The organism is Nocardioides segetis, assembly GCF_051390595.1.
Taxonomy (GTDB): domain Bacteria; phylum Actinomycetota; class Actinomycetes; order Propionibacteriales; family Nocardioidaceae; genus Nocardioides.
On sequence record NZ_JBNINR010000002.1, the window covers coordinates 456,448 to 468,308 of the forward strand.

Below are 11,861 nucleotides of genomic sequence, written 5' to 3' on the forward strand. Positions count from 1 at the left end.
GGTCACCCGCGATGTTGGTGCGCCCCACCCGAGCTCGGGGGCGCGGTTCGTCCGGATGCACCAAGGCGTGCGCCGGGCGGCTCATGCGGGGCGGCCGAGCTGGGCGGCGTAGAGGCGGCGCACGTTCGCGCCGAGCACGGCGACGACCTCCTCCGCCGCCCATCCGCGACGCAGCAGGGCCTCCGTGAGCAGGGGCAGGCCGGCCGGCCCCTCGAGCCCGGGCAGATACGCGTCGGCGGGCACGCCCTCGACGAACGCGACCTCGCAGCACGGCGGCGTCGTGTCCGCCAGGACCTCCTTGATGAAGTCCGGCCCGATGCCGACGTGCTCGATGCCGGCGACGGAGACGACGTGCTCGAGATGGTCGACCAGCCGGTCGATCGAGTAGTCCGTGGCATGGAGGTACGGCGCGAAGAAGTTCACGCACACCACGCCTCCTCCGCCGGCGATCCCGCGGATCTGCTCGTCGGAGAGGTTGCGGTGGTGGTCGAAGAGGGCGCGGGCCGACGAGTGGGTGGCGATGACCGGGCGGGTCGCGAGGTCCAGGACGTGCTCGACGCCGGCGACGCCGAGGTGACTGACGTCGAAGAGCATGCCGAGCCGCTCCATCTCGGCGAGCGCGGCGACCCCCGGGCCGGTCAGTCGGCCGCCGGTCCGGTCCTCGCCACTGCCGTCGGCGAGGGCCGTGCGTCCGAAGTGCGCGAGGGAGGCGACCCGGACGCCGAGCCGGAACAGGGTGTGCAGCAGCTCCACGTCCTCCCCCACCCCGGGAGCGCTCTCCAGCGCGAGGACCAGCGCGATCCGCCCGGCGCCGAGCGCCGCGTCGATCTCGGCACCGTCGCGACACAGGGCGACCGCGTCGGCGTTGCCCTCCGCGAGCCGGTGCGCCGCCTCGACCATCCGCAGCGTGCGGCGCAGCGCGCCCTCGGGCCGGTACGGGTCCTCGATGAAGACCGGCAGCGTCTGCAGGTCCACACCCCCGGCCCGCAGCTGCGGCAGCCACTGCTCGCGGAAGAAGGCGGCCCACCGCTCGACGGGACGGGCCACCACCGCGCAGAGCAGGTCGTTGTGGGTGTCGGCGACGACCGCCCGCCGGTGCAGCTCGTGCGGCGCGCTCATCGGATCCGCCGGTCGGCCCGGCCGGTGTGCAGGTACGCCGCCCGCCCGGTGCCGTCGTCGCCCAGGAAGGCCACCGGCTGGTGCACCCCGCCCTCCGGCTCCACCGGCCAGAGCGTGTCGCCGCGCCAGGCGACCAGCTCGGTGCGGTACGGCGGCTCGTCGATCTCGGCCAGCACCCCGAGCGGCGTGCGGTCCAGCCACAGGCGGCCCTGCTCGTCCCGGCTGACGACGGTCTCGCCGACGCCGGAGGCGTAGGTGCCGACGTACCGCGCGGGGTCGGGCGGCTTCGGGGTCGCGGGGGCCACGGGCGGTGCCGGGAGGTCGACCCCGGCGAGCTCGCGGAGCACCTGGCCGGTCACGGCGCGGTGCAGCAGCTTCGCCGGACCGCCGTTGGTGAGCACGGCGACCGCGAGGTCGTGCTCGGGCACCAGGCGGAGGAAGGCGGACTGGCCGATGGTGTTGCCGTCGTGGCCGACGATCGGCGTCGGGGCGAGCCGGAAGAGCTCCCAGCCCAGGCCCCAGGCCTCTCCCTGGCCGAGGTCAGGCAGCCCCACCTGCGGCTCGCGCATCGCCGCCAGCGCCGGGGCGGCCAGGTGGTGCCGGGCGAAGGCGACCAGGTCGCGGGCCCGCATCGCCAGCATCGAGCCCGCCGGTGCGTTCGAGCGGGCGAGCGCCCACGTGGCGGTGGGGTGCAGGCCGGCACCCGACGCCGTCTCGACGTGACCCACCGCGACCCGGTGGAGCACCGCCTCGTAGGGATCGGTCGCGGCTCCGGTCATGCCGAGCGGGTCGAGCAGGTGGGTGCGCAGGCAGGCGTCGTACGGCGCGCCGCGGACCACCTCCACCAGCCGGCCCAGCACGCAGAAGCCGGCATTGTTGTAGGACCACAGCTCCCCCGGCGCGAACAGCTGGGGCACGTCGGCGAGCAGGTCGACGTACCTCTCGACGCAGTCGTCGCCCTTGCCGGTGTCGGTGAAGACGTCGCCCTCGAAGCCGGCGGTGTGGGTCAGCAGCTGGCGCACGGTGATCGCCGCCGCGGCCGCCTCGTCGCCGAGTCGGAGGTCAGGCAGCCACGTGCGCACCGGGCGGTCGAGCTCCACGAGCCCCTCGCCGACGAGCTGCTGGACCAGCGTCGCGGTGAGCACCTTCGTGATCGAGCCGACCTGGAAGATCGCGTCGGTGGTGGCGGCCACGCCGGTGGCGGCGCTCAGCGTGCCGGCCGCGGCGTCGACGATCTCGTCCCCCCGGACGACCGCCACCGCCGCCGCGGGGACCCCCGTCTCCTCCAGCAGCCCCGGCAGCCGCGCCTCCAGCCAGTCCCCGATCCCCTGCATGGGCGCAGCCTAGGCGGGGCGGACGCCCGGTCCTTCGTCGAGCAGGACCGGCTCAGCGGCGGCCGTTCGTCGCGTTCGCCAACCAGCCGGTCGGCGCGGGACGACTGCGGGCGCACCAGCGCGGCGTGAAGCGACGCCGCGCTCGCGCGATCAGCCCATGTGCGGGTAGCGGTGGTCGGTCGGCGGGACCAGGGTCTCCTTGATCGAGCGGGGCGAGGTCCAGCGCAGCAGGTTGAGGGCCGAGCCGGCCTTGTCGTTGGTGCCGGAGGCGCGACCGCCACCGAAGGGCTGCTGGCCGACGACGGCGCCGGTGGGCTTGTCGTTGACGTAGAAGTTGCCGGCCGCGAAGCGCAGGCGGTCGCTGGCCCAGTCGACGGCGGCGCGGTCGGTGGCGAGCACCGACCCCGTGAGGGCGTACGGCGCCGCGGACTCCGCCTGCGCCACGACCTCCTCGAAGGCGCCGGGCCGGCTGTCGTCGTACACGTGCACGACGAGGATCGGGCCGAAGTACTCGGTGGAGAACATCTCGTCGGCCGGGTCCTCGGCGACGACGACCGTCGGGCGGACGAAGTAGCCGACGCTGTCGTCGACCTCGCCGCCGGCGACGATCTGCAGACCCGCGGTGGCGCGGGCGCGCTCGATCGCCGCCTTGTGCTTGGCGAAGGCGCGGGCGTCGATGACGGCACCGGTGAAGTTGGCGAAGTCGGTCGGGTCGCCGACGGGCAGCGCGTCGGTCTGGGAGGCCAGGTCGGCGCCCATCCGGGCCCACAGCGACGCGGGGACGTAGGCGCGCGAGGCGGCCGAGCACTTCTGTCCGGAGAACTCGAACGCGCCGCGGATCAGCGCGGTGCGCAGGACGTCGGGGTCGGCGGAGGGGTGCGCGATGACGAAGTCCTTGCCGCCGGTCTCGCCGACCAGCCGCGGATAGGTCCGGTACGACGCCAGGTTGGTGCCGACGCTCGCCCACAGCCTCTGGAAGGTCGCCGTGGAGCCGGTGAAGTGGATGCCGGCCAGGTCGGGGTGCGCGAGGGCGACCTCGGAGACCGCGAGCCCGTCGCCGGGCAGCATGTTGATGACGCCCGGCGGCAGGCCGGCCTCCTCGAGCAGCTCCATGGTCAGCGACGCCGCGAGCTGCTGGGTCGGCGAGGGCTTCCAGATGACGGTGTTGCCCATCAGCGCCGGCGCGGTCGGCAGGTTGCCGGCGATGGCGGTGAAGTTGAACGGCGTGATCGCGTAGACGAAGCCCTCGAGCGGGCGGTGGTCGGTGCGGTTCCAGATGCCCGGCGCGTTGGCGATCGGCTGCTCACCGAGGATCTGCCGGGCGAAGTGGACGTTGAACCGCCAGAAGTCGATGAGCTCGCAGGCAGCGTCGATCTCGGCCTGGAAGGAGGTCTTGGACTGGCCGAGCACGGTGGCGGCGTTGAGCCGCTGACGCCAGGGGCCGGCGAGCAGCTCGGCGGCGCGCAGGATGACCGCGGCGCGCTCGTCGAAGGGCAGTGCCTGCCAGTCGGGCGCGGCCTCGCGGGCCGCCGCGATGGCCGCCTTCGCGTCGTCGGCGGTGCTGTTGCGCAGCACGCCGAGGACCTTCTGGTGCGCGTGCGGCTGCACGACGGCGATCTCCTCGCCGCCACCGACGACCTTCTCACCGCCGATGCGCGCGTCGAGCTGGCGCGTCGTGCCGCCGAGGGCATCGAGCTGCGCCACGAGCGCCTCGCGCTCCGCGCTGCCCGGGGCGTAGGTCAGGTTCGGCTCGTTGACCGGGGCCGGCGGGGTGGTGATGGCGTCCATCTCAGGTCCTCTCTGGGGGAAGCGGCGGGATGCGGAGGGTCAGCGGTGCGCCAGGGCGCGCAGGAAGAAGGCGACGTTGGCGGGGCGCTCGGCCAGCCGTCGCATGAAGTACCCGTACCAGTCGGTGCCGAACGGGACGTAGACGCGCATGCGGTGACCGGCGTCGACCATCCGCTGCTCGAGCTCGGGCCGCACGCCGTAGAGCATCTGCGCCTCCCAGCGGTCCGGTCCTCGTCCGGCGGAGTGGGCGCGCGCCACCGCGCGATCGAGCATCGCCGGGTCGTGGGTCGCGATCATCGGGTAGCAGGCGGAGTCCATCAGCGCGTCGATCGCCCGCTCGTAGGCGTGGTCGACCTCCGCCTTGCGCTGTAGCGCGACCGACTCCGGCTCGCGATAGGCACCCTTGACCAGTCGGATCCGGGCACCGGTGCCCGCGAGCTCCGCGATGTCGCCGGGGGTCCGCCGCAGGTTGGTCTGCAGGACGTTCCCGACGAAGGGGTACGACGCGCGCAGGGCGCCGCCGATGGCGAGGGTGGAGTCGACCGTGGTGTGGTCCTCCATGTCGAGGGTGACCGTGCAGCCGACGGCGGCCGCCGCGTCGGCGATCTCGGCGGCGTGGTCGGTGGCGAGCGTCGTGCCGTCGGGCAGGGCCTGGCCCATCGCGGAGAGCTTGAGGGAGACGTCGGCACCGGTGCCGACACCCGCGTCGGCCAGGGCACGGAGCAGGCCCAGGTAGGCGTCGCGCATGGCGCGGGCACCCGCCGGGTCGAGCACGTCCTCCCCGAGCACGTCGAGGGTGATCGTGCGGCCGGAGGCGACCAGCCCGCGGGCCGCCGCGACGGCGTCGGCGGTGGTCTCTCCGGGCACGAAGCGGTCGACGACCTTGCGGGTCAGGGGGAAGGACTCGACGGCGCGCCGGGCGCGGGCGCTGCGGGACGCGCGGTTCAGGGTGTGGCTGAGTGCCTGGTCGAGCATGTCTCTCACGGTAGGAGCGTCACCGGTCACACGGAACGGACATCTGTCACAGGATTTTCCGCGCTGGGTGCGACACTTGTCCGGTGAGCTCGCTCGACGACCTCGTGGAGGACATGGCCCGGCTGACCGACGCTCCGTGCACGCTGGAGGACCCCGACTTCCGGCTGATCGGCTTCTCCGACCACCGTGGCGACGACGTCGTCGACTCGATCCGGCAGCGCTCGATCCTGCAGCGGCGCTCGACCGACGACGTGCGGTCCTGGTTCCGCGGCCAGGGCATCGAGAGCTCCCCCGGACCGCTGCGGACGCCGGCCGACCGCGATCTCGGCATCGTCGCCCGGCTCTGCGTCCCGGCCCGCCACCTCGACCGGGTGCACGGGTACTTCTGGCTGATCGACCCCGACGGCCGGATCCCCGCGTCGACCTGGCCGGAGGCGGTCAGGATCGCGGAGTCGGCCGCCCGGCTGCTCAACGTGGCCGAGCGCCGGCAGGCCCACCGCGACGCCCTCTTCCGTGAGCTCGTCGAGGGCGGCCGCCTCGCGGCCCGCGAGTCGGCGGTGGACCTCGCCCAGGCCGCGGGCCTCGACCTCCAGGAGCCCGTCTCCTGCGTCCTCCTCGAGCGTCCCGAGCTGCTCGACCAGGTCGCCAGCCGCCCGTCGCGCCCCGGCGTGGTGTGGGTGCGGTCCAGCCCGGGCGTGGCGTGTGCCGTGACCCGCGCGGACCTGGTCGACGCCGCCGGCGACCTGACCGAGCTGCTCGGCGCCCTCGGCCTCGGCCGGCGGGTCGACAGCCTCGACCGGGTGACCCGCGCCGCGACCGGCCCGACGGTGCCGGGTGTCGACGCGATCGCCGCCTCCCACCGCGGTGCCCGGGTCGGCCTGCGCGTGGCCCGGACGGCCGAGCCGGGCACGGTGGTGCGCTGGGAGTCGCTCGGCCCGCTCGCCCTCCTCGGCGTGAGCCGCGACGACGACCTCGCGGCCGCCGTCATCGACCCGGTGGTCCGCACCTTCCTCGCGACGGCCGCTCCCGACATCCTCCGCACGGTGCGGGTGTGGCTCGACGAGGCCGGCAGCGCCGGGCGTACGGCGACCCGGCTCGCCGTGCACCGGCAGACCGTCTACCACCGGATCGGCCAGGTCGAGCACGCGACCGGCTACGACCTCGCCCGCGGCGCCGACCGGCTCCGCCTGCACCTCGCCCTGGAGCTCGCGCCGTACCTCACGGCCTCCGGCTGAGCGGAGTCTCCAATTCGGTGGAGACCGCGACCCGCGCCGACGTACATTCGATCGTCGGACCTCTCGCAGAGGTCTTCTGCCCTTCATGCCTTCGTGGCCGGACGGAAATGCGGACCTTGTAGGAATCCGACAGGTGCCGCGCGCCGAGTCGACCGAAGGAGGTGAGGCGGCCATGACCACCGTGACGCTGCTCAACGCCTCCTACGAGCCCCTCGGGACGGTGACCTTCCAGCACGCCGTGCGCATGCTGTTCCGCGAGGTCGCCACCGTCGAGGAGGCGCACGAGGACCGGATGATCGGGCCGCATCCGTGGCCGCGGGTGATCCGACTGGTGCGCTACGTCGCCGCGAAGTGGATGTACCGCCCGGCGGCGTACTCCCGGACCAACGTGCTCAAGCGGGACCGCCACCGCTGCGCCTACTGCGGTCGGCACGCCTCGACCATCGACCACCTGCTCCCGCAGAGCCGCGGCGGCGGATGGACCTGGCTCAACACGGTGGCGGCGTGCGGCGCGTGCAACGGCCGCAAGGCCAACCGGACGCCGCGCGAGGCCGGCATGCGCCTGCTGGTGGCGCCCTTCGTCCCGACCCGCGCGCAGCTCGCCGCCGCCTGATTCCCTACAGTTCGGGCGTGCGCAGGTCCACGAAGCTCAAGGTCGCCTACGGCGCCCTCGCCGCCGTCGACACCGCGCTGGCCGGATCGCCGCGTCCGTGGGCGCATCGGGTCCGCTTCCTCACCAAGCCGCTGCTGCTGCCCACCCTGGGCGCTGCCCTGGCCGGTGACGCCCGGGCCAGCGGATCGCCGCTGCGGACGACGACGCTGGTCGCGCAGGCCGGCGGCTGGGGCGGCGACATCCTCCTGCTGGGGCACGGCGAGCGGATGCTCGCGGCCGGGGCGGGCTCCTTCGGCCTGGGCCACCTGGCCTACCTGGCGGGGTTCCGTCGCCACCGCGACCGGCGTACGCCGATCAGCCGGGCGCGCACCGCCCGGCTGATCGCCGGCCTGTGGGCGACGAGCGGCCCGGTCGTGGCCGCGGCGGCCGCCCGCCAGGACCGGCGCCTGGGCGGAGTGCTGCTCGGCTACTCCGCCCTGCTCGCCACGATGGCGGCGGGTGCCGCGCACCTCGACCCGGCACTGCCGCGCGATGCGCGCCTGCTGACGGCAGCCGGCGGCGCGCTCTTCCTCACCTCCGACGCGGTCCTCGGCGCCCGGACCTTCCTGCTGCCCGGCGCGCCGCAGCGGCTGGAGTCGGTCGTGATGGCGACCTACACCGGCGCGCAGCTGCTGCTCGCCGAGGGCGCCGCCCGCGCCGGTCGCTGAGCCGGGACCTGCCTGGCGGTCGAGGTACGTACGCGAAGGTCTCGGATCCCAGACGGCGAACCGGGCGCCCGAGCCACGGCGGGGGCCGGCGTCCGGTGGACTGGACCGCGACGACCACGACGATCACGCGCGCCGCCGAGCTGCCGTCGACCCCCTGGCGCAACGGGCAGGGCCAGACCACCGAGATCGCCCTCGCGGGCCGGCCGGACGACTTCGCCTGGCGGGTGAGTCTCGCGGAGGTGGCGCGCGACAGCGACTTCTCCCCGTTCCCCGGCGTCGACCGGATCATCATGCTGGTCTAGGGCGGCTCGATGACCCTGCACCTGCCCGGCCGGGCCCACGTCCTGCGCCCGGACGAGCCGTTCGGCTTCGACGGCGGGGTGCCGGTGCACTGCGAGGTCGACCGGCCCACCCGCGACCTCAACGTGATGACCCGCCGGGGCGCCGCCCGGGCCCGGCTGGACGCGCACCGGCTCATCGCGGACGAGGAGCCGCTCGCCGTACCGGCCGCGGATCCGGTCGTGCTCGTCGTGCTCGACGGGAGCGTGACGCTCGCGACCGGCGGCGCGACCCTCGGGGCCGGCGACGTCGCGATCGGGGACGAGCCGCTCGTGCTCGGCGGCACCGCCCGCGTGGCCGTCGCGCGGATCGAGATCGAGCCCGGGCGGACGCGCCGGCACGGAACTACTCGCCGGTAGGTAGTGACGAACCCTCGCCACAACAGGTAGAACACGTTCTGATTCTTCCTACTGTGATGGAGGTCACATGTCACGCAGCCCCCACCCCACGTCGTCTCGGCTCACCCGACGCGGGTTCATCACCGGCACCGGAGCGGCACTCGGCGCCGCGTCCCTCGGCCTGCCGGCGCTGGCGAGCCCCGCCTCCGCCGCCATCGGCAACGGCGCCCAGGTCCCCGTGCTCGTCATCGGCACCGGCTACGGCGGCGCGGTCGCCGCGCTCCGGCTGGCGCAGGCCGGCGTCGCGGTCGAGATGGTGGAGATGGGCATGTCGTGGGACACCCCCGGCCCCGACGGCAGGATCTTCCCGAAGGTGACCTCCCCCGACAAGCGCGCCTACTGGCTGCGCACGAAGACCAAGGCGCCGGTGAGCAACTTCTTCGGCTTCCCGATCGACGCCACCATCCCCCGCTACACCGGCATCCTCGACGCCGAGGAGTTCGCGGGCATCACCGTCTACCAGGGCCGTGGCGTCGGCGGCGGCTCCCTGGTCAACGGAGGCATGGCCGTCACGCCGAAGCGGGAGCGGTTCGGCGGGATCCTCCCGTCGGTCGACCCGGACGAGATGTACGACGTCTACTACCCGCGGGCGAACGCGGCGCTGGGCGTGGGCTCGATCGACCCGGCGTGGTTCGAGACGGCCGCGTGCTACCAGTACGCCCGCGTCGGCCGCAAGCACGCCCAGCGCTCCGGCTTCGCGTGGACGTTCGTGCCCGATGTCTACGACTGGGACTACATGAAGGCCGAGCAGGCCGGCACGGTCACCCGCTCGGCGCTCGACGGTCAGGTCATGTACGGCAACGACCACGGCAAGAGGTCGCTCGTGCAGACCTATCTCGCGCAGGCCCTCGCGACCGGCCGGGTCCGCGTGTCCCCGCTGCACCGGGTGACCTCCGTCGCTCCGGCGGGCGGCGGTGGCTACACCGTCGCGATCGAGCAGATCGACACCTCCGGCACCGTCGTGGCGACCAAGAGCGTCACCGCCGCGAAGGTGTTCTTCGCGGCGGGCAGCGTCGGCACCAGCAAGCTGCTGACCAAGCTCAAGGCGACCGGCGTCCTGCCCGCGCTCAACAACGAGATCGGCAAGGGCTGGGGCGACAACGGCAACGTCATGTGCGGCCGGGCCAACCACATGTGGGACCCGACCGGCACGCTGCAGTCGACGATCCCCTGCTCCGGCATCGACAACTGGGACGCCGGCGGCGCCTTCGCGGAGGTGGCGCCGCTCCCGACCGGGATCGAGACCTACGCCTCGCTCTACCTGTCGATCACCAACACCACCCGCCGCGCGGAGTTCACCTGGAACGCCGCGGCCGGCCGGGTCGACCTGTCCTGGCAGACCGCCTGGAAGCAGGACTCGATCACCATGGCCAAGTCGATCTTCGACAGGATCAACCAGAAGGAGGGCACGATCTATCGCACCGACCTCTTCGGCGTCTACAAGGTCTGGCAGGACGGCCTGACCTACCACCCGCTGGGCGGCGCAGTGCTCGACCGGGCCACCGACAACCACGGCCGCCTGCACGGGTACGACGGCCTCTACGTCATCGACGGCGCGCTGATCCCGGGCAACACGACGGTCAACCCGTTCGTCACGATCACCGCGCTGGCGGAGCGGAACATCGACCACATCGTCGCCCACGACATCTGAGCCGCCCCCGGAGGGCTGTAACTACCTGTTCGAGCCTCTACCGGACCGGTAGACGGGTCAGGGAGTGACACGGATAGGTAGTTACAGCCGCCCAGCATGGCGCGCCGCGCCGTGGGCACCGTTGCTCCATGGGCGACCAGTTGGCGACCTACCGACGCAAGCGCGACTTCACCCGCACCTCGGAGCCGGCCGGTGCGCCGCCGTCCCCGGACGGCGGCGCCCGGTTCGTCGTGCAGCGGCACCGGGCGAGTCGCCTGCACTACGACCTGAGGTTCGAGATCGACGGCGTCCTGGTCAGCTGGGCGGTGCCCAAGGGGCCCACGCTCGATCCCGGCGCGCGCCGCCTGGCGGTGCACGTCGAGGACCACCCGATCGAGTACCTCCACTTCGAGGGCGTCATCCCGGCCGGCGAGTACGGCGGCGGGGACGTGATCGTGTGGGACACCGGGACCTGGGAGCCGGTGAAGACCGACGACCCGGGTGCCGCGGTCCGCGACGGCGAGCTGCATGCCGAGATGCACGGGCAGAAGCTGCGCGGCCGACTGGTCCTCGTCCGCACCGGCGCCGCGGGCGACCGCGAGGACTGGATGCTGCTGCACAAGCGCGACGAGCGGGCCGTCGACGGCTGGGACCCCGAGGACCATCCGCGGTCCGTCCTCAGCGGGCGCACCAACGACGACGTCGCCGCGGACCCCGATCGGCGCTGGCGCTCGGACGCGCCGGCCGCCGACGCGGCGGAGACCCTGCTGCCCGAGCCGCTTCCCGATGCCGCGGTCGACGAGCTCGCCTCCCTCGGGAAGCAGGGCACGTGGGAGGTGTTCGGCCGGCGGCTGAAGGTGACCAACCTCGACAAGGTGCTCTTCCCCGGCGACCCGCCCGTCACCAAGCGCGAGCTTCTCGCCTACACCGCGCGGATCGCGCCGGTCGTGACGCCCTACGTCCGGGGGCGCGCGCTCAACCTGCACCGCTATCCCGACGGCGTCGGGGGGTCGGGGTTCTGGCACAAGCAGCGCCCCGACCACGCGCCCGACTGGCTGGGCGCCTGGGACAACCCCGACGCCGATCCCGGCGAGACGACCACCTATGTCGTCGCCGACGAGCCGGCCGCCCTCGTCTGGGCCGCCAACTTCGGCGCCCTCGAGTGGCACCCGTGGACCTCGCGGGTCGAGGCTCCCCACGAGCCGACCTACGCGCTCGTTGACATCGACCCCGGCGAGCACACGACCTGGGAGGAGGTGCTCGCCCTCGCCCGGCTGCACCGCACCGCGCTCGACCATCTCGGGGTGACCGCCCGGGCGAAGGTGACCGGTCGGCGCGGAGTCCAGATCTGGATCCCCGTCGTGGCGGGCTACACCTTCGACGACACCCGCGCCTGGGTCGAGCGGCTCTCGCGCACGGTCGGCAAGGTCCTCCCGGACCTGGTCAGCTGGAAGTGGGAGGTGAAGGCGCGCCGCGGCCGGGCGCGGCTCGACTACACCCAGAACGCGATCAACAAGACCCTCGTCGCGCCGTACTCCCCTCGGCCCGCGGCCGGTGCCCCGGTCTCGGTGCCGATCGGCTGGGGCGAGCTGGACGATCCGGACCTGCGCCCGGATCGCTGGACCATCCGCTCCGTGCTGGACCGGCTGGCCGAACGCGGCGACCCGTTCCAGGCCCTCCTGGGTGCTGCCCAGGAGCTGCCGGAGATCAGCTGACCGGGGCC

At 73.7% G+C, this 11,861-nt stretch carries 9 protein-coding genes and 1 pseudogene; 6 read left to right on the forward strand and 4 right to left on the reverse strand.

The features are described 5' to 3' along the window. Nucleotides 1-81: 81 nt before the first annotated feature. From ACPZVR_RS05865 to ACPZVR_RS05880, 4 genes are all read right to left on the reverse strand, one after another. Entirely contained in the window at nucleotides 82-1,119 is a 1,038-nt protein-coding gene (locus ACPZVR_RS05865; protein ID WP_436698635.1) for a dipeptidase, read from the reverse strand. Continuing rightward, nucleotides 1,116-2,453 carry a serine hydrolase domain-containing protein gene (locus tag ACPZVR_RS05870; RefSeq protein ID WP_436698636.1) on the reverse strand — a complete coding sequence of 446 codons (1,338 nt, stop codon included), beginning with the start codon at nucleotides 2,451-2,453 and terminating at the stop codon, nucleotides 1,116-1,118. Before ACPZVR_RS05870 ends, ACPZVR_RS05865 begins: the two co-directional genes overlap by 4 nt. 150 nt (nucleotides 2,454-2,603) lie before the next feature. Next, entirely contained in the window at nucleotides 2,604-4,241 is a 1,638-nt protein-coding gene (gene pruA / locus ACPZVR_RS05875) for an L-glutamate gamma-semialdehyde dehydrogenase (protein ID WP_436698637.1), read from the reverse strand. 39 nt (nucleotides 4,242-4,280) lie between these two features. Further along, the gene (locus tag ACPZVR_RS05880; protein WP_436698638.1) at nucleotides 4,281-5,216 is read right to left on the reverse strand and encodes a proline dehydrogenase family protein; all 936 of its coding nucleotides are present in this window, start codon (nucleotides 5,214-5,216) and stop codon (nucleotides 4,281-4,283) included. 83 nt (nucleotides 5,217-5,299) lie between these two features. Between ACPZVR_RS05880 and ACPZVR_RS05885 the strand changes: the two genes are divergently transcribed. From ACPZVR_RS05885 to ACPZVR_RS05910, 6 genes and pseudogenes are all read left to right on the forward strand, one after another. Then, a complete protein-coding gene (locus ACPZVR_RS05885) occupies nucleotides 5,300-6,451 on the forward strand; it encodes a PucR family transcriptional regulator (protein ID WP_436698639.1) in 1,152 nt (383 codons plus the stop codon). 172 nt (nucleotides 6,452-6,623) lie between these two features. Continuing rightward, the gene (locus ACPZVR_RS05890) at nucleotides 6,624-7,064 is read left to right on the forward strand and encodes an HNH endonuclease (protein ID WP_436698640.1); all 441 of its coding nucleotides are present in this window, start codon (nucleotides 6,624-6,626) and stop codon (nucleotides 7,062-7,064) included. 17 nt (nucleotides 7,065-7,081) lie between these two features. Then, nucleotides 7,082-7,771 (forward strand): lysoplasmalogenase, encoded by a 690-nt coding sequence (locus tag ACPZVR_RS05895; RefSeq protein WP_436698641.1) that lies wholly within the window; start codon nucleotides 7,082-7,084, stop codon nucleotides 7,769-7,771. A gap of 95 nt (nucleotides 7,772-7,866) precedes the next feature. Beyond that, a pseudogene (locus ACPZVR_RS05900) lies at nucleotides 7,867-8,469 on the forward strand (HutD/Ves family protein). A 67-nt stretch (nucleotides 8,470-8,536) separates the two neighbouring features. Beyond that, the gene (locus tag ACPZVR_RS05905) at nucleotides 8,537-10,159 is read left to right on the forward strand and encodes a GMC oxidoreductase (RefSeq protein WP_436698642.1); all 1,623 of its coding nucleotides are present in this window, start codon (nucleotides 8,537-8,539) and stop codon (nucleotides 10,157-10,159) included. Nucleotides 10,160-10,287: 128 nt separating this feature from the next. Next, nucleotides 10,288-11,853, forward strand: a complete 1,566-nt coding sequence (locus ACPZVR_RS05910) for a DNA polymerase domain-containing protein (protein WP_436698643.1) — start codon at nucleotides 10,288-10,290, stop codon at nucleotides 11,851-11,853. Nucleotides 11,854-11,861 lie beyond the last annotated feature (8 nt).

What these genes read in the sequence shown, in the direction of transcription:
- ACPZVR_RS05865 (WP_436698635.1), bottom strand. Translation starts at nt 1,119, where the DNA reads ATGAGCGCGCCGCACGAGCTGCACCGGCGGGCGGTCGTCGCCGACACC.
- ACPZVR_RS05870 (WP_436698636.1), bottom strand. Translation starts at nt 2,453, where the DNA reads ATGCAGGGGATCGGGGACTGGCTGGAGGCGCGGCTGCCGGGGCTGCTG.
- pruA (WP_436698637.1), bottom strand. Translation starts at nt 4,241, where the DNA reads ATGGACGCCATCACCACCCCGCCGGCCCCGGTCAACGAGCCGAACCTG.
- ACPZVR_RS05880 (WP_436698638.1), bottom strand. Translation starts at nt 5,216, where the DNA reads ATGCTCGACCAGGCACTCAGCCACACCCTGAACCGCGCGTCCCGCAGC.
- ACPZVR_RS05890 (WP_436698640.1), top strand. Translation starts at nt 6,624, where the DNA reads ATGACCACCGTGACGCTGCTCAACGCCTCCTACGAGCCCCTCGGGACG.
- ACPZVR_RS05905 (WP_436698642.1), top strand. Translation starts at nt 8,537, where the DNA reads ATGTCACGCAGCCCCCACCCCACGTCGTCTCGGCTCACCCGACGCGGG.
- ACPZVR_RS05910 (WP_436698643.1), top strand. Translation starts at nt 10,288, where the DNA reads ATGGGCGACCAGTTGGCGACCTACCGACGCAAGCGCGACTTCACCCGC.